Genomic DNA, 17688 nt, shown 5'->3' on the forward strand with positions numbered 1-17688 from the left:
TCAAGATCATAGATATCGGTGCCCACGACAGAGACCGGCCCGTGTACGTATGCGGGACCATTGCCCTTTCCGGAGGAACAGTCGACATCGCTGGCGATTGGAACACAGGCGCCTGTGTAGTTAGGGTCGCAGGATTCTTGGCCATGAGCGCTGCTGATGAAGGACGCCAGACCCAGAGCGACCGCGCCTAGACGATGAAACCGCATCAAACACCCGCCAGCCAACACCCAAGAAATCTTAGCGGGCATTTTAGCTCCATGCAATATTAGCGCTGGCTTGGGCGCCTATATATCACCACCAAGCTCCAAAGAGATAAGTTATTGCCCCACTGCAATGATCAAGATCGCGTTGAGGGTCGCGCGATGGCGGGCTACTTGATTTCGGTTTGGCAGATGCGCGGCCAAAGACCGACGCGTGCTGCCAGGCATATGCATCTGCGGCGGGGTTTGACTTTTGATATTGCGAGGCAGGAAGGTCGCTTGCTGTACAGAGGAGCTTATTGCCGAGGTCGAGAATCTTAGTGCCGATCGATGGTAGTGCATCCACATCAGTCTGATTTTCGACAGCCGTCGTCGAGCCGGAGTGCGCATCTCCCTCTGCGGTGAGGCCTCCGTAAGCGTCTGCGACGACCGACAGAGTCGACAACCACGCGCTTCGTTCAGCCCCCCGAGGTGATAATGGCTGAAAGCGGTCCTACAAGGGCGGGCGATGTTAGCCGTCAAGGCCGACAAAAGGCAAACGCTGTGGGATCGTGTGCAGGGCGAGGTCGGCGTCCCGGTCCCGAAGGAGCATAAGAAGTACAAGGCGGAATGGCTGAAGCCGGGACTGGTCGGCCGGGTCAGGAGGTCGAAGAGCGAAGAGAAGCTGCGCCACGCAAGGCTACCGGATTTCTGGGAGGATAACCAAAGAGCACGGTCAGTCTTGGGTATATTGTACGATTGTTACCCAAGCGGCGGCCGGCATGGAACTCTCATCCTCGTGGAGCTAGGGTTGTGCTATGGCACAGCCCTTTCAATCCGCCCCAATGAGCGCTTCATTTCAGATGATCGTGGACCACTATGAGACAGCGGTTTCACTCCAGGAGCGCATTGTAACTCGCGCTCGACAAGTCGGCTTGGCGACCAAAAGCGATGACGAATTTCTGGAGCATCTGAATGCCGCGTTAGAGCGGGTGCGCCAAAGCTTGGCTCGGCCGATTAACGTAATTGATTAAAAAATGGGACATCCGCGGTCGGCAGGCATACAGTGTGCCATCGACGGCAACTCTAAGGGCGTCCGTCGGCTGTGAGCGATCAACATGCTTCCGCCCCAATAGGGAGAGGGAGCTATGACAGACTCCAGTTCACAAACTCACACTGCCGCGCAACGCGACACCGGCCAAAATTCGATCTATCGCAATTCGCTGCTGCTACGAATGTGCTCGGCAGATTTGGCATTGCTGCAACCTCATTTCGAAAGCGTCTCCCTTGGGCTGAAGACGCATCTCGAAGTGGCGGGGTCACCAATCAGCACCGTGTACTTCTTCGAGAGCGGTCTCGGGTCAGTGGTGGGCGAGCTGCGGCCTGGTATCGAAGCTGAGATCGGAATCATTGGTTGTGAGGGCATGACCGGCTCAGCGCTCGTCATGGGCGATGACCGGTCAACGCACGATTGTTACGTCCAATTAGAAGCCCGAGCCTTTGTTATCGACGCGGGCCTCTTCACCAAGGCGCTTCTGACAAGCCCAACCTTGCGAACCTTTCTGCTCCGCTACGTTCACTACTTTCACCTCCAGGCAAGCTTCACCGCGCTCAGCAATGCCCGGATGAACATAGTCGACAGGCTCTCAAGATGGCTGGTGATGTGTGATGATCGCGTCGACCGGAACAGCTTTGCGATTACGCACGAGTTCTTATCAGTTATGCTCGGTGTCAGGCGGCCCGGCGTCACCATAGCGCTGCAAACCTTGGAGGGCCAAGGTCTGATACGCTCAATGCGAGGAGAGGTAGTCATTCTTGATCGCGCGCGTCTAATTGCGCTGGCAGATGGGTCATATGGCAGGGCTGAAGCCGAATACGCTCGGCTAGTCGGCAAACTGCATTGATCGCAGGCGCCGCGGCGTCCGTAGCGCCGCGACGGTGATCGCCAACGAATGTGCTCGACAGGAGATGGTCGATCTCCTGCATTGGAGTCACGTAAGCCGCCTAGACAGAGCCTTCACCGCCGACGTTGCCGAGCATCGGGATCCAAGACGAAGCTGTCATGCCGGCACCGCTGCATGCGCCCCGCGAGGAACAAACCGCCCCTCGCCTTCGTTCAGGATCCCGAAGCACGATACGGCTGTGCACCACCTTCCGGCCACTCAAAGGAGACCCGAGACGACTTGGTCCGTAAAGGAGGTTTTCGAAGAGCATCTGAGGCTTCGCGCGGCAGGCGATATCGAGGAGGATCTCTTGGGCGCACTGCCATCTAACCTCGATTAAACAGGCACTGATGCGCTGGCTGGAGCAATGGCGAGACTCATTGCACCAGCCAAGTTCAGGGCATGTGCAGACAACCGCTTTTGGCCCGGAACAGATCGATTGGCGGCATAGCCTTATCTTTCCCTCACAACGGGAAGGCTGTTTCGGGACTTTTCGAAATCAGCGGATCACAGGCTCGCCATGGAAGCGGCGGCGCGATGGAGGAGAAACGCCGAAGCCAACTTCCATCATCAGCCGTGGCCTGTGCGACGGCACGGTGCCCATATGGAACCCGAACGGATCCTCGACGAAACCGAAACCGGCCTTGCCGGTCAGCGTGACCGGACTCTGCTTGCCGTAGACGTCCAGAATCTCTTGCGCTGGATGGCCGACGACAAGCGTAAATTGGTGCTTTAGGGCGCGGCGATCATGGCTGCCGCGAACATAGATATGCGGGCCGGTCCCCTCGTCGACGGGCACCAGATAGAAAAAGAACTTCAGCATCCGCCAGTCGTCCAGGTCGAAGTGGTATTTGCCGAGCGAAGCCAGGTTCTTGTCCGCGTCCGACGCCTGGCCGGTCGGGAAGCTCCACCAGACGCGCGTCGTGATCAGCGTCGCCTGGCCGCCGAGATAGTGCGCCGCGATATCCATGAGCAGCGGATCGTTTTGGATGGCAACGGCCGACTTACAGCCCAGAATGCGCTCGAAATAATGGCCGCTGAGCAACGGACGGCCAAATCGCGCCTCAGCCTCCGCATGCTCCGCCGGCATGAACTCGAGGCGGCGATCGAAATTGCCGAAACAAGGTGTGCACCTGGCGAATGCGGCTACATCTTCAGCCACCATTGCAGGCAGGACAAGGCCGGGAAAAAGCCCATCCATCCGCAGCGCGTCGACAACGTCGTGGCAATTGACACCGGCAAACATCGTGTCCTGGGCTCTTTGCGGCCTTCGGACCGGCTTTGCACCACGCCAGTGCATTCTCCGTGCCGGCATGGTGCGCGCCAACATGAACATGGGCAGCCACGCCGGGTTCTCGCGAATATCCGACAGGTAGGTCGGAATGCGTACGGCTATGCGACGCAGCATGCTGCCGTTTCGCGCGATTGTCTCAAGGCTTGCAGCGCCGGCTTTGTCGGAGTTCATAACGGTCATCGGGGTCCTCAGGTCATGAATGCACTTATGGACGAAGTTGGGTCCCGGTGTTTCGCCGAAACCCGATTCGCCGCGGAAGAACTAGGCGCTTGCCACGTTTTGTGCAACGCACCATTGCAGTGAGAAAATGGAGGTTGCGCGTTCGTATAAGACAATCGCAACCACTCCAATTACCTCAGGAACTGTCTGTAGCCGCCGCCCATCAGGTAGCGGCCGCGTTGGATGGCGCGACGTACCTGATCGCGAAGATGGCCGCCTGGATGACGCCAATCTTCTTCGACACGGCGTCTCCCGAACAAGGCAATGGCGACCTCCTGATGAGATGCTCCCGCCAGCGAGCCATCCAAAGCCTGCAGTACAATACGCAGACGCGCTCCGCGGTGTTCCGGCGGAAAGCAAGCAGCTGACACGCGGCGGCAATCATTGATGTCGTTCAGGAACTGAAGGGCAGCGACATGGAACTTGAGGTGCTGCGGCTGAAGGATTGCGTCGACATATAGCCGCAACGGGCGGAGGACGGACGCACCGGAAACGGCGATCTGCAGACTCCGGCAGTTCTCCCTCAGCAGCACGTGCTGCATGCCCGCAGCTGTCAGCAGGATGTCCTTGCAGCATGAGAGCGAAGAAAGGTGAAGCGGTTCAAAATCGTGGTCGAGCCCCAGCGGCTCCGCGGCCGCTCGTAGAATACAGGCGCAATCGCGCGGATCCCAAAAGACCCTCGCCGATGTAGCGTCCGACTGTGGCGCGTCCGCGAAAAAGGAGGCTCCATTGTCTTAGGAAAGCTGATTCTGTCGTCAACTCGATTATCTTCATGTCGGCCTGGGTTCCGACGAAGCAGGCGGACGGTGCCATTTTGGCGTGGTCGCGCTGGAATTGTGGATTGCGCCGAAGAAACTCCCAGGCCCAGCCAGTGCGTGGCAATCGTCTGGCGTAGTGGTAAGCGTCCTGGCGACGCCAGTCCGGCCAGCATACAAGGCCGACCGTCGCTTCCTTGGGCAAACCAGCATCCTTCATGGCACAGGTGTCCACAATGGCGCTATGCTGACGGGCCTAGAACCGGTTGCCACAGTACCGGTCCGCTCAGACGTCCCCTGCTGCGGATGCGCAAAAGGCTCGCGTGGGAAATCTCGAGAAACCCAGCCACCGCCTCCGTTTTGCCGACGCACTTGGGTTCTCCGATGCGCGACAATGGCCACGTAGCAAGGCGGAGGATCCGCTCCATGCGCGTGTCCGTCACCGTTACGATCCGGGTCAGATCCTTGGCCAAGCCGAACTCGATCATGCCCGCGAAGAGCTCGTAGGTCGCCTGGGCCAGCCCGCCCGCTGCCTTGGGCGCCGACGGAGGAAGATCGAGCGCGAAACGACTGCTCTCCCATATGTCGGTGGTCGAGGGCACGACGTCAGCACCCAGCAGCACCGGGAAGGTGTCGCGCAACATTGTGGGTCCGGTGCTGGGCAAAAGACGCACGCAACCGCGAATTCGCCAGTCGGATCCTTTGAGGAGCAGATAGACAGGCTTGAGAGCATCAAACGGATCGGATTCCATCTGGTCTTCGGTATCAACTTCCCAATCGAGCCTTTCCTTGAACACCCGAAACCTGAGCCCGTGCATCTCTTTGAGCTCGCCTGCAAAATCACTGTAAAAGTCTGGTGCTATCAGTTGCATCATGGTCGCCTCCATGTGGGATGTGTTCCCGCCATCGAAGGGCAAAGCTGACAGCGATGCAGCCTGTAGAGGTTTACAGGTATCGTGGCTGAGAATCAGGATCTCGTCAGGCCGGAGGCAGCCATTCGTGCAACGGCTTGGTTGATCGTTCGAACTCCAAACTTTGCCTTGGCGTTTTCCAGATGAAAGGTCACGGTGCGCTTTGAGACGCCGAGAAGCTGGCTAGTATCCCAAGCCGACTTGCCGCGCGCCGCCCATTTCAGACACTCGAACTCCCGCGGGGTGAGCGTTACACCATCCACCACGCGATGATCGGCGAGCCTTCGCCGGACATGGATATGAAAGTTGATGGCCACCAGCTGCAATGCTTTTTCGTAACGTGCCAGTGACCGCAACAGAGGCGGACGGGACTCGTCGGAAGCAAAGGTCAGGGCAGCAAACCGGCCGAGATGATCATGCATGGACATCGTCAGGCCGCCGCAGATGCCAAACTCAGCCGCACTCTCTAGAATTTGTTGCTGCGAATTCGGCAGACCGTGCCGAGCGCGATCCACACCCCAATCGAATGTATCCCAGCCTTGCAGCCCGCGCAGGATGACCGGATCGAGACTGTGGTACCGCTGTTGCAGATAACGTGACGTCCAGGATGAAGGATAGTTTGAAATCAATTGGGGGGCGTCGCCGGAGGCTGACGGGTAGGTGAAATAGGCGAGTAGCGGGAAGTCGAAGCCGGCTGCAGCGGAGGCCATTGCCTCACAGAGATCGGCAGCATCAACACTTGCAGACAGTTGCTCGACGAAGTTCTCAAACACGCGATGCATGTGTCCTGTGCGTAACCTCCGTAACGCTCAATGCCAGGCAGAGACCTTTTTTTAGATGATCCCGGACGAATACGGCGCGTGCCGAGAACGTGGCTAATCTGTTGAACCAATCCGAAATAGTCTGACGTTGTCTATGAGCCGTGTGCCGCCGAGCCAGGCGGCGGCAAGTAACCGTGCCGGTCGATCGAGGCTTGTTATCGGGTGCAGATCTGCCTCATCGCGAAGTTCCAGGTATTCGACCTCGCGATAGCCTGCAGCCAGAATTGCTGCGCGAGATTCTGCAAGCGTTGGCAGGATGGGTGAGCCGCGCTCAAGCCGCTCAGCCGTCTTGAGCAGGACCGATGATAGCTTGGGAGCAACAGCGCGTTCCGCTGGCGAGAGCCGCACATTGCGCGATGATAGCGCAAGACCGTCGGCTTCACGGACTGTCGGACAGGCAACAATGGTGATTGGAATATCCAGATCCCGGGCCATGCGCCTGACCAGGTGAATTTGCTGAAAGTCCTTTTCGCCAAAGAAGCCGAAGTCAGCGCTGGTCTGCAGGAAGAGCTTGGCGACGACGGTCGCCACGCCGTCGAAATGCCCCGGCCGGAATGTACCGCACAGGCCTTCGCTGACACCGCAAACCGAAACGGTGGTGGCGAAGCCCGCCGGATACATCTCCTCTGCATCTGGCGCATAAAGCAGGTGCGCGCCAACCGGTGCCAGTTTGGCGGCATCCTCGTCCTCGGTGCGGGGATACGCGGCAAGATCGGCCTGGCTGTTGAATTGCTTCGGGTTGACGAAGAGCGTCACTATCACACGGTCTGCCTTCTCGAGTGCAGCGCGCACCAGGCTGAGATGGCCCTCATGCAGGACGCCCATCGTTGGCACCAGGGCTATCCTCACACCTTCGCAGCGCCATGCGGCGACGCTTTCGCGAAGCTGGTCAACGCTCCTGACGATCGGCACGCTCACGCTGCTTCTCCGCTCTTGGTGGCGTCCGTGTCGGCGGGCTTGGGCGCATCGGCAAACACGTGCTCTGCGGCGGGAAACTGGCGCTCCTTCACCTCGCGCGCATAGGAAGCGATCGCAGCCGCAGCCGCCTCCCGGAGTTCAGCATAGCGCTTGACGAACTTGGGCCGGAAGTCGCCGAAGAGGCCCAGCATGTCGTCGACGACGAGAATCTGGCCGTCACAGGCTGCCGAGGCACCGATGCCAATGGTCGGGGTCGCCACCTCCTTGGTGATCCGGCGGGCGAGCGCTTCAGGAACCTTCTCCAGGACGACCGCAAAGGCCCCCGCTTCGCTCACCGCAATTGCATCGCGCCTGATGCGCTCGGCATCCCCGCCCCTGCCCTGTACGCGGTAGCCACCGATGGTGTTGATGGCCTGCGGCGTCAATCCGACATGGGCCATGACGGGCACGCCGCGTGCGGCGAGGAAGCCGATCGTCTCTGCCATCGCTTCGCCGCCTTCGAGCTTGACGGCCGTGCAGCCGGTCTCGGCCATGACGCGCGCGGCATTGCGGAAAGCCTGCTCTGGGCTTTCCTCGTAGGAACCGAACGGCAGGTCGACCACCATCAGCGCCTGCTTGATGCCACGGCGCACCGCCTGGCCGTGCGTGATCATCATCTCCAGCGTGACACCGAGCGTCGAGGGCAGGCCGTGGAGAACCATGCCGACGCTGTCGCCGACGAGCACCACATCACAATGGGGATCGACAAGCCGGGCGACTGGGGTGGTGTAGGCGGTAAGGCAGACGAGCGGCGTCCCACCTTTGCGCGAACGAATATCCGGCGGTGTGATCGCCCTGGTGTCACCATAAGCGCTCATGGGACCCTCCTTCCCCTACGTTACCAGCTGCGGCTGTCGCCTTTGGCACATTTTTGTGCAGGTGCGAAGAGCAAAAAAATGGCCATGCAGCTGCGGGGTGTTGACGTGCCAATTGGCACGCTTACACTAAATCGATTAAGGTGCCCCCGAGTTGGCCAAATAATGGACGATCAGGCAATAGGACTCAGGAAAGACAGAGCCGCCGGCAAGGCCGACAACGTCAAAGTGGACTTGATCGCCTTTGTGGTCGCCGTAAACGGCAGTCAACCCTGTGTCCTCACCATCGGCCAGGCGGACACCTTGCCCTCCGGTCCATTTGCGCTTGAGCACCGATCGCTGCAATCCGGCTTGAGGGGGTGGGTCGAGCAGCAAACCGGCCATCGGCTGGGGTACATTGAGCAACTCTACACGTTCGCGGATCGGGATCGCATCGGCGCCGAGCGCCAGCAGCGCGTCATCTCCATCAGCTATCTCGCATTGACGCGCAAGGAACAGGCAGCGGGCTCGCCCAAGTGCGGATGGCAGAGTTGGTATGAATATTTTCCATGGGAGGACCACCGCTCCGGCACGCCTGCGGTCGTGCTGGACGTTCTGCGGCCGCGCCTGATCGAATGGGCAAACGGGGTTGGCGATTCGGCCACGCGACGTGAACGCTGGCAGCGGGCGACGATAGCCTTTGGCTTCGACGACCGCCTTTGGAACGAGGAACTCACGCTTCAACGCTATGAGTTAGTCTACGAAGCAGGCCTGGTCCAAGAGGCCGTAAGAGGGCGGGACGCAGGACCCCCGCCGCTGGTGCCCAGCAAGTCCATGGTCGCCGATCATCGCCGCATCGTGGCGACCGGCATTGCGCGGCTGCGCTCCAAGATCAAATACCGCCCAGTCGTCTTTGAGCTGATGCCGCCGGTCTTCACGCTTTTGCAGCTGCAGCGAACCGTGGAGGCGCTCGCCGGCAGGCTCATCCACAAGCCGAACTTTCGCCGACTGATCGAACAGCAGGAGCTGGTCGAGGAGACCGGAGAGGCCACCACTGAGACCGGCGGCCGGCCAGCGAAGCTTTTCCGTTTCCGCCACGCCGTTCTCGACGATAGGCTCATCGCCGGGACAAAATTGCCGCTGGCGCGGGGTTGACATCCCTTATACTCACAGCAAGTATATGCTGGTTATTTTCAGTTAGAGTATAAGCGGGAGGGGGTCGATGGGCGCCATGCTGCCTACGGCCGCGTTGCTCTACGAGCGCGTCCGACGAGTGATCCCGCCGATTGAATGGCCGGCTTTCGCCGAGGATATCGAGGCGATCCTTGCGCTGAAGCGCGAGCGCAACGCGATCATCCTGGCGCACAATTATCAGACGCCCGAGATCTTCCACTGCGTGGCCGACATCGTCGGCGACAGCTTGGCACTAGCCCGCACGGCTGCGACGGTCGAGGCGCAAGTCATCGTGCTGGCCGGCGTCCATTTCATGGCCGAAACGGCCAAGCTCCTCAATCCGGGCAAGACCGTGCTCATTCCGGATCTCAGCGCCGGTTGCTCGTTGGCGGACTCAATCACGGCAGAAGACGTGCGCTTGATGCGCCAGCGTTATCCCGGCGTTCCGATCATCACTTATGTAAATACGTCCGCCGAAGTGAAGGCCGAGTCGGATATCTGCTGTACATCCGGCAACGCCAAGGCGGTCGTCGAATCCCTTGGGGTTCTCCGGGTGATCATGTTGCCGGACGAATATCTGGCCCAGAATATCGCCGCTCAGACAGATGTGCAGATCATCGCCTGGAAAGGGCGTTGCGAGGTGCATGAGCGCTTTACACCGGCCGACATCCGCGAGTTGCGCGAAAGCCATCCCGGCGTGGTCGTGCTCGCCCATCCCGAATGCCCGCCCGACGTCGTGGCTGAAGCAGATTTTTCCGGCTCGACGGCTGCCATGTCCGACTATGTCGAAAGGCAAAGGCCGCCACGTGTCGTGCTGATGACGGAATGCTCAATGAGCGACAACGTCGCGTTAGCGCACCCAGAGGTCGAGTTCATCCGGCCCTGCAATTTGTGCCCGCATATGAAGCGGATCACGCTTGCCAACATCCGCACGGCGCTCGAGCAGAACCACCATGTCGTAACCGTCGAACCCGGGATCGCCGGGCGCGCGCGGCTAGCGGTCGAACGGATGCTGGCAGTTTGAGCGCCGACCTCCGCAGCTTCTTCGGGCGGCCCATCATCATCGGCGGCGGCATCGCCGGACTGATGACCGCGCTTCAACTGTCGCCGGAGCCGGTGCTTCTTCTGTCAAGGTCGCTGCTGGGAGCTGACAACTCGAGCACCTGGGCCCAGGGGGGCCTGGCTGCAAGTTTCGGCGAAGACGACGATCCGGCAATGCACCTGGCCGATACGGTTGCCGCCGGGGATGGTCTCTGCGACAGAGACGTGGCGAGCCGCATCCTCCAAGCCGCGCCCAAGGCCATAGAGGGGCTTGCGGGCTTTGGGGTTCGCTTTGACCGCACGCCGGAAGGATCACTGTGCCTCGGATTGGAGGCCGCACACAGCCGACGTCGCATCGTTCATGCGCATGGGGACGGCACCGGGCGTGAGATCATGCGTGCGCTGATCGCGGCTGTGCGTTCCACTCCGTCGATAGTTGTCGTGGAGGGCGTGGAAGCGCGCCGGCTCGCAGTGCGAGAGAATGCGATCCGAGGCGTCTGGGCGAGCTGTTCGATCGCACCTTTCTTCTTCGGCTCACGGCGGGTGGTTCTCGCCACCGGTGGCATCGGGGGACTGTTTCTCGACACCACGAACCCTTGGGGCAGTTGCGGACAAGGCCTTGCGCTTGCGGCCCGCGCTGGAGCTGTCCTAGCCGACCTCGAATTCATTCAGTTCCACCCGACCGCGCTTGACGGCCCAGAACGCCCTATGGCGCTGGTCAGCGAGGCTGTGCGAGGCGAAGGTGCTGCCCTGATCGATGAAACCGGCCAGGCTTTTCTCCAGAGCGTGCCCGGGGCGGAACTTGCGCCTCGCGATGTCTTGGCCCGCGCCGTGTGGAACCATCTTGCGGACGGCCACCATGTTTTTCTCGATGCCCGACAACGGCCAGGCCCGGCATTCGCTCGACATTTCCCGACAATCGCATCAGCCTGCCTTGGAGCGGGCATCAATCCCGCGCGCGATCTCATCCCCATTCGTCCGGCCCAACACTACCACATGGGTGGCGTTGCCGTGGACAGCTCGGGCAGGACCTCCGTCAAGGGGCTGTGGGCCTGCGGCGAAGTCGCTTCGACAGGACTGCATGGCGCCAACAGGCTCGCCAGCAATTCCTTGACGGAGGCAATCGTGTGCGCCCGCTGGGTCGCTGAAAGCGTCGCCGGAACGCCTGCGCGCAGAACAAGGCCTGCGTTTGCGAACGTTTACCCACCGCCCGCTCCGATAGCCGTGCGCGTTTTTCTGTCGCGCGCACTCGGCATCGTCCGGGATGGTCAAGCGTTGAAAGCAGCCGCGCGTGCCTTATTGCCGCTCGCCGAAAGCAAGGATGCGGTCTCGGATCCGGCGGCTGTCGGGCTAATGATTGCTGTTGTCGCCTTGTTGCGCGAAGAAAGCCGCGGCGCTCATTACCGGACAGATTTTCCTCATCATGCGACTGCCGCCCGACGGTCCGAAATCACGCTCGAAGCCGCCTTGGCGGCTGCGCGGGAACTCGGACACTCGCCAAGCTCCGAAGGTGCAAAGGGATGATGCTCTCACCGCTCCCCACGGTCCTGCTTGAGCCGCTTGTACGGGCATCTCTTCTTGAAGACCTTGGCAGAGCCGGCGACTTGACCACGGACGCCATCGTCCCGAAGGAATGCCAAGCGGGAACCGTGTTGGTGGCGCGACAGTCCGGAGTTGTCGCCGGCATCGATCTGGCGATGCTCGCTTTCGGCTTGATTGATCCTGGTGTCGAAATCTCCGTGGAGCGGGCAGACGGCTGCAATGTCGTGGATGGAGAGGTCATTGCATCAGTGGTTGGCCCGGCCCGGGCCATTCTCACAGCCGAAAGGACGGCACTCAATTTTTTGTGCCATCTGAGCGGCATCGCCACAGCAACGGCATCGATGGTCGCTGCGGTTCGTGGATATGGCGCGAAGATCGTCTGCACCCGCAAGACGACGCCCGGATTGCGGGCAGTCGAAAAGTATGCCGTGCGCGCAGGTGGCGGGTCCAATCACCGCTTCGGTCTGGACGATGCAATTTTGATCAAGGACAACCACATCGCCATCGCAGGCGGCGTCCGGCCAGCGCTCGAGCGAGCACGAAGAGCAGCCGGTCATCTCGTCAAGATCGAAGTCGAGGTCGATACTCTGGCCCAGTTGGAGGAGGTACTTGGCTTCGCTCCCGATGCGGTTCTGCTCGACAACATGTCCCTCCCCGATCTTCGCCGCGCCGTCGCAATGGTCGGTGGCCGCGCTATCACCGAGGCTTCTGGCGGGATCACGTCGCATACAGCGCGAGCGGTTGCCGCGACCGGCGTTGATCTGATTTCGGTCGGCCGACTCATCCACAGCGCGCCGATCCTGGATATCGGCCTCGACCATCGGGGCTCATGATTGTCTGAGTAACGAACAGGATTGGGTCAACTGTCCTTTCCGATCATCATAGTCAGATAGCAAAGACCCGCAAGACAGACCGGAGGAACAGCATGGAGATGCAAACGGCAAGTTCAACGCAGACACCGCCACAGGCCAAATCTCTTGACCCCCCTGACCCTGGAGCGTGGACCTTGGAGAAGGCTCAGGCACTTTACCATGCCCCCTTCAACAATCTCCTCTTCCTGGCGCAAACGGTGCACCGCCAGAATTTCGATCCAAACAAGGTCCAGCTCAGCCGGCTGCTCAGCATCAAGACCGGAGGATGCCCGGAGGATTGTGGCTATTGCAGCCAGTCGGCGCGTCACGAAACCGGGTTGGAGGCGTCCAAGCTGATGGATGTCAGGCGCGTCATCGCCGAAGCGACCAAGGCGCGTGATGCCGGCGCCACCCGTTATTGCATGGGCGCGGCCTGGCGAAACCCCAAGGCGCGCGACATGGATGCGGTGGTGGCGATGGTCGAAGGCGTCAAGGCGCTGGGCCTGGAGACCTGCATGACACTCGGCATGCTCGATCTTGAGCAAGCCGCTCGACTGAAGCAGGCGGGCCTCGACTACTACAACCACAACATCGATACGTCAGAACGCTACTATAGCGAGATCATCGGTACGCGGAGCTTTGCCGAGCGGCTCGAGACGCTTGACCACGTTCGCAAATCCGGCATCAAGGTCTGCTGTGGAGGCATTGTCGGCATGGGCGAGGAGCCGGTGGACCGGATCGACATGCTGGTGACGCTGGCCAATCTGCCGGAACATCCGCAAAGCGTTCCGATCAACATGCTGATCCCGATCGCCGGTACGCCGCTTGCAGACGCCAAGCCCATTGAGCCGATCGAATTCGTGCGCGTGATCGCGCTGGCGCGCATCATGATGCCGAAATCGCATGTCCGTCTGTCCGCCGGCCGCACCGCGATGACTGACGAGATGCAGGCGCTGTGCTTTTTTGCCGGCGCCAACTCGATCTTCTTCGGCGACACGCTGCTGACGGCGGACAATCCCGGTGAGGACAAGGATACCCTGCTGTTCCGGCGCCTTGGCATCGATCCGATGGAACTCGAGGCGCAATGAACGGGGCGCCGCTTGCCCGTTATGATGCGACCTTGCAGGGGCTAGCGCGCAAGGACCGGCTGCGGACGCTTTCGCCCCGCGCCGGGCTGGACTTCTCGTCGAACGACTATCTCGGGCTGGCCGCGTCCAGAAGACTTGGCGATGCGGTTGTGGCGGCGATTGCGCGGGGCACGCCGGTTGGCGCCACCGGGTCGCGGCTGTTGCGCGGCAATGCACCGGAACACGAGCAGCTCGAGGCAGACGCGGCGGCATTCTTTGGAGCCGACCGCGCGCTGTTCTTCGGCAGCGGCTACATCGCCAACTTCGCTCTGCTGAGCGCCCTGCCGCAGAAGGGCGATCTTTTGGTTGTCGATGAGCTCGCCCATGCCAGCATGCATGAGGGTGCGCAGGCCGGGCGCGCACAGTTCGTGCTGGCCGCGCACAACGACGCCACCGCTGTCGAGGATGCGATTACACGTTGGCGCGTCGCAGGCGGCATGGGATGCGTCTGGATCGCGGTGGAAAGCCTTTACAGCATGGATGGCGACTGCGCGCCTTTGGAGAGCCTGGTCGCACTTGCCGATCGGCACGGCGCATTCATCGTCATTGATGAGGCGCATGCCACCGGCGTCTGGGGACCGGATGGCCGGGGGCTTGCCGCCGCTTTCGAGGGCCGCGACAACATCATAGCGCTCCACACCTGCGGCAAGGCGCTCGGCGCATCTGGTGGGCTCGTCACCGGGCCGAGGGCACTGTGCGAATATCTGATCAACCGTTGCCGGCCATTCATCTACGCAACCGCGCCATCGCCTCTGATGGCGGTCGTGGCGCGCGAGGCACTCGCAATGCTCGCCGACGAGCCTATGCGGCGTTTTCAGCTGCATGAACGCGTCGCCAGCGCCGGCCGGTTGGTCAATCGCTGGGGTGTGACACCAAGTGGCTCTCAGATCCAGCCCTTAGTAATCGGCGATGTCAGGCGCACCATGGCAGTGGCGGCGCGCCTGCAGGCCCGCGGCTTCGACATACGCGGCGTTCGTCCTCCGACCGTGCCCGAGGGCACGTCGCGGCTGCGCATCTCACTGACGCTCAATATTGGCGAAGCCGACATTTCCGCCATGGTCGAGGCGCTGGTCGAGGTGTTGGCCGAAACATCACCGGAGGCGATATGACCCAACGCATCGTCATCACCGGAACGGATACCGGAGTTGGCAAGACCGTGTTTGCGGCTGGGCTCGCCGGTTTGCTGGACGGCTTTTACTGGAAACCGGTGCAATCGGGCCTCGACGGCGAGACCGACAGCGAGGTTGTCGCGCGGCTTGCCGGCTTGCCCTCAGAGCGCGTGCTGCCGGAAGCCTACCGCTTGCGGAGCCCGCTGTCGCCACATCGTTCGGCCGAGATCGACGGCGTGGCGATCAAGGCTGCCGATCTTGCTTTTCCCGTCCTACCGACGCCGCTCGTCATCGAAGGCTCCGGCGGCCTAATGGTGCCGCTCAACCGGCGCACAAGGTTAATCGACATCTTCGCTGAATGGCGGCTGCCCGTTATTCTGTGCGCCCGCACCACACTCGGCACCATCAACCACACCTTGCTATCGGTCGAGGCGCTCCGCGCCCGCTCCATCCCGTTGGCGGGCATCGCTTTCATCGGCGATGAGATGGCCGATACGCAACGGACCATCGTGGAATTCAGCGGTGCCCCGCAGCTCGGCAGGCTGCCGCACCTCGATGTGCTGACGGGCAAAACACTGAGGGACGCAATGGTTGCCGGCTTCGCCTTCGCCTCGATTACTGGAGGTGACTGATGTCGCAGTCTCATGTGTGGCATCCCTTCACCCAGCACGCACTCGAGCCTGCGATCCCAGAAATCGTCCTGACTGAGGGCGCCTATCTCCACAGGGCCGACGGCGCCCGCATCCTGGACGCCATCTCCTCCTGGTGGGTCGTCACACATGGCCACCGCCATCCCCGCATCATGAAGGCAATCGAGACAACCGCGTCGAGCCTCGACCAGATTATCTTTGCGGGCTTCACGCACGAGCCGGCAGAGCGCTTGGCCAAGGCGCTTGTCGGCCTCGCTCCCGCTGGACTCGACTGGGTGTTCTATTCCGACAGTGGCTCGACCTCAGTCGAAGTCGCGCTGAAGATGGCGCTCGGTTATTTCCGCAACATCGGCGCGCCGCGCTCGCGCATCGTCGTCATGGAGCACAGCTATCATGGTGACACGATTGGAACGATGAGCGTCGGTGCGCGTGGCGTGTTCAACGCCGCCTATGAACCCTTGCTGTTCGAGGTCGACATCATCCCCTTTCCGGCCGCGGGGCACGAGCAGGAGACGCTGGATCGTTTCGAGGCTGTGACCCGCGATCGACGAGCCGCAGCCTTGATCGTCGAGCCGCTGGTGCTGGGCGCCGGCGGCATGCTGATGTATCCAGCATCGGTTCTGGCCGAATTGAAGAAGATCACTGAGGCCTCCGGCTCGCTGCTGATCGCCGACGAGGTGATGACCGGCTGGGGACGCACCGGAACCATGTTCGCCTGCGAGCAGGCATCGATTTCTCCAGATATCCTGTGCACCTCCAAAGGCTTGACCGGCGGCACCATCCCGCTGGCCGTAACGCTTGTCACCGATGCCATCTTCCGGGCGCACTATTCCGAGGACCGGAAGAAGACGTTTTTCCATTCGAGCTCCTACACCGCCAATCCGATTGCCTGTGCGGCAGCACTCGCCAATGTCGAGATCTGGCGCGACGAGCCAGTGGCCGGGCGGATCACGGCCTTGAGCGTGATGCAGGCCGTCGGGCTGCAACGCTTTCGGGACAATCCATATTTTGTCGACTGTCGAGCCACGGGAACGATCGCGGCGCTCGACCTGCGAACCGGTTCAGCAGGTTATCTCGCCGAGATTGGTCCGAAGCTGCGCGCTTTCTTCCTCGAGCGCGGCCTGCTTGTGCGCCCGCTCGGCAATGTCCTCTACCTTCTGCCACCCTATTGCATCGCAGGCGACGAGCTCGAACGACTCTATGACGCCATCGAGGAGGCTGGGGAACGCTTCGGGTCAAGGCCATGAGCAAGTCGTCGCGCATTCTCGGACTTGGCCATCACGTGCCTGGGCGCAAGGTGGCCAATGCCGAGATCGAGAGCAATCTCGGCCTCGAGCCGGGCTGGATCGAAAGGCGTACCGGAATCCGTTCGCGCTTCTGGGCAACGGACGAAGACACGCTGTCGGGTCTTGCCACCCGGGCTGGCGACATGGCGCTGGTGAACGCCGGTATTGCGCGCCACGACATCGGTCTGCTGTTGCTTGCCACCTCGACGCCCGACCATCTTCTGCCGCCAAGCGCGCCGCTGGTCGCACACAAGCTTGGCCTTGGCCGCGCAGGCGCGGTCGATCTGACCGGCGCCTGCGCCGGCTTCATCTATGCGCTCATGTTTGCGGACGGGTTCACCCGCCTGCATGGCAAACCAGCGCTGGTCATCGCCGCCAACATCCTCAGCCGCCGCATCAATCCAGCCGAGCGCGCGAGCTCAGCCTTGTTCGCCGATGCCGCCGGCGCCCTGGTGATCGGTCAGTGCGATGATGCTGATCGGGGCATTCTCGGTGCCTCGGTGGCTTCGGACGGCTCGCGCTACGGGCTGATCCAGATTCCCGCAGGAGGAAGCAACACGCCGTTCCATGGCGACCTCGACCTCGGGCAGACCCGGATGACGATGACCGACGGGCCCGAAGTGTTCGCAAAGGCCGTCGAGATGATGACCGATTGCTCGACAGCCGCGCTAGCCACTGCGGGAGTGCGGCCACACAATGTCGGCCGGTTTGTGCCGCATCAGGCCAATACTCGGATTTTCGGCGCGGTCGGAAGAAACCTCGGCATTGCGGACCAAGCAATTGTCAAGACGATTGCCGAATACGGCAACTCTTCGGCCGCGACGGTCCCGCTGTCGCTCTCGCTCGCCAACCAGATGAAGCCATTCCAGCCAGGAGAGAAAATCCTTCTGGCGGCGGCGGGTGCGGGTCTCAGCGGCGGCGCTCTCGTGGTTGGAATCTAGCCGGCCGGCTCACGCGCGCAGGATTGGTCATGAATGGCAATAGGAGCAACAGAACCAATGCCAAAAAATGGCCTTCTGAAGCTCGACATGACCAA

The 17688-nt window shown here is 61.4% G+C and carries 17 protein-coding genes; 10 read left to right on the forward strand and 7 right to left on the reverse strand.

The features are described from left to right. The first annotated feature begins 1327 nt into the window (after nucleotides 1-1327). Complete coding sequence (locus NKL06_RS10280; protein ID WP_050587174.1) at nucleotides 1328-2083, forward strand: Crp/Fnr family transcriptional regulator; 756 nt, start codon at nucleotides 1328-1330, stop codon at nucleotides 2081-2083. A gap of 538 nt (nucleotides 2084-2621) precedes the next feature. Here the strand turns inward: NKL06_RS10280 and NKL06_RS10285 are convergent. The 7 genes from NKL06_RS10285 to panB form a co-directional block, all read right to left on the reverse strand. Further along, nucleotides 2622-3596 carry a hypothetical protein gene (locus tag NKL06_RS10285; protein WP_023708080.1) on the reverse strand — a complete coding sequence of 325 codons (975 nt, stop codon included), beginning with the start codon at nucleotides 3594-3596 and terminating at the stop codon, nucleotides 2622-2624. A gap of 170 nt (nucleotides 3597-3766) precedes the next feature. Next, a complete protein-coding gene (locus NKL06_RS10290) occupies nucleotides 3767-4177 on the reverse strand; it encodes a DUF2285 domain-containing protein (protein WP_023673629.1) in 411 nt (136 codons plus the stop codon). Nucleotides 4178-4235: 58 nt separating this feature from the next. Then, nucleotides 4236-4610 (reverse strand): transcriptional regulator domain-containing protein, encoded by a 375-nt coding sequence (locus NKL06_RS10295; RefSeq protein WP_352461172.1) that lies wholly within the window; start codon nucleotides 4608-4610, stop codon nucleotides 4236-4238. A gap of 22 nt (nucleotides 4611-4632) precedes the next feature. Next, on the reverse strand, nucleotides 4633-5265 hold the full coding sequence (locus NKL06_RS10300) for an acyl-homoserine-lactone synthase (RefSeq protein ID WP_023707030.1): 633 nt from the start codon (nucleotides 5263-5265) through the stop codon (nucleotides 4633-4635). A 92-nt stretch (nucleotides 5266-5357) separates the two neighbouring features. Then, nucleotides 5358-6083 (reverse strand): LuxR family transcriptional regulator, encoded by a 726-nt coding sequence (locus tag NKL06_RS10305; RefSeq protein ID WP_352580233.1) that lies wholly within the window; start codon nucleotides 6081-6083, stop codon nucleotides 5358-5360. A 93-nt stretch (nucleotides 6084-6176) separates the two neighbouring features. Continuing rightward, entirely contained in the window at nucleotides 6177-7040 is an 864-nt protein-coding gene (panC, locus tag NKL06_RS10310; RefSeq protein ID WP_023740408.1) for a pantoate--beta-alanine ligase, read from the reverse strand. Beyond that, on the reverse strand, nucleotides 7037-7897 hold the full coding sequence (panB, locus tag NKL06_RS10315) for a 3-methyl-2-oxobutanoate hydroxymethyltransferase (RefSeq protein ID WP_023835502.1): 861 nt from the start codon (nucleotides 7895-7897) through the stop codon (nucleotides 7037-7039). Before panB ends, panC begins: the two co-directional genes overlap by 4 nt. Before the next feature lie 162 nt (nucleotides 7898-8059). On the opposite strand from panB, the gene NKL06_RS10320 reads away from it, so the two are divergent. The 9 genes from NKL06_RS10320 (at nucleotide 8060) to bioZ (ending at nucleotide 17593) form a co-directional block, all read left to right on the forward strand. Then, on the forward strand, nucleotides 8060-9028 hold the full coding sequence (locus NKL06_RS10320) for an NUDIX hydrolase (RefSeq protein ID WP_023673634.1): 969 nt from the start codon (nucleotides 8060-8062) through the stop codon (nucleotides 9026-9028). Between the two features lie 67 nt (nucleotides 9029-9095). Continuing rightward, nucleotides 9096-10070: a quinolinate synthase NadA gene (nadA, locus tag NKL06_RS10325; protein ID WP_023673635.1), complete on the forward strand. Its 975-nt coding sequence runs from the start codon at nucleotides 9096-9098 to the stop codon at nucleotides 10068-10070. Then, nucleotides 10067-11611, forward strand: a complete 1545-nt coding sequence (locus tag NKL06_RS10330) for an L-aspartate oxidase (RefSeq protein WP_023694889.1) — start codon at nucleotides 10067-10069, stop codon at nucleotides 11609-11611. The genes nadA and NKL06_RS10330 overlap by 4 nt, the downstream gene beginning before the upstream one ends. Continuing rightward, nucleotides 11608-12462 (forward strand): carboxylating nicotinate-nucleotide diphosphorylase, encoded by an 855-nt coding sequence (gene nadC / locus NKL06_RS10335; protein ID WP_023673637.1) that lies wholly within the window; start codon nucleotides 11608-11610, stop codon nucleotides 12460-12462. Before NKL06_RS10330 ends, nadC begins: the two co-directional genes overlap by 4 nt. Nucleotides 12463-12554: 92 nt before the next feature. Next, a complete protein-coding gene (bioB, locus tag NKL06_RS10340) occupies nucleotides 12555-13568 on the forward strand; it encodes a biotin synthase BioB (protein WP_031203143.1) in 1014 nt (337 codons plus the stop codon). After that, complete coding sequence (locus NKL06_RS10345; protein ID WP_023694888.1) at nucleotides 13565-14716, forward strand: 8-amino-7-oxononanoate synthase; 1152 nt, start codon at nucleotides 13565-13567, stop codon at nucleotides 14714-14716. The genes bioB and NKL06_RS10345 overlap by 4 nt, the downstream gene beginning before the upstream one ends. Continuing rightward, on the forward strand, nucleotides 14713-15348 hold the full coding sequence (bioD, locus tag NKL06_RS10350; protein ID WP_023673640.1) for a dethiobiotin synthase: 636 nt from the start codon (nucleotides 14713-14715) through the stop codon (nucleotides 15346-15348). The genes NKL06_RS10345 and bioD overlap by 4 nt, the downstream gene beginning before the upstream one ends. Then, complete coding sequence (locus NKL06_RS10355; protein WP_023694887.1) at nucleotides 15348-16613, forward strand: adenosylmethionine--8-amino-7-oxononanoate transaminase; 1266 nt, start codon at nucleotides 15348-15350, stop codon at nucleotides 16611-16613. Before bioD ends, NKL06_RS10355 begins: the two co-directional genes overlap by 1 nt. Then, nucleotides 16610-17593, forward strand: coding sequence for a 3-oxopimeloyl-[acyl-carrier-protein] synthase BioZ (gene bioZ / locus NKL06_RS10360; RefSeq protein WP_023694886.1), 984 nt, complete (start codon nucleotides 16610-16612; stop codon nucleotides 17591-17593). The genes NKL06_RS10355 and bioZ overlap by 4 nt, the downstream gene beginning before the upstream one ends. Nucleotides 17594-17688 lie beyond the last annotated feature (95 nt).

The organism is Mesorhizobium sp. C268A, assembly GCF_040324475.1.
Taxonomy (GTDB): domain Bacteria; phylum Pseudomonadota; class Alphaproteobacteria; order Rhizobiales; family Rhizobiaceae; genus Mesorhizobium.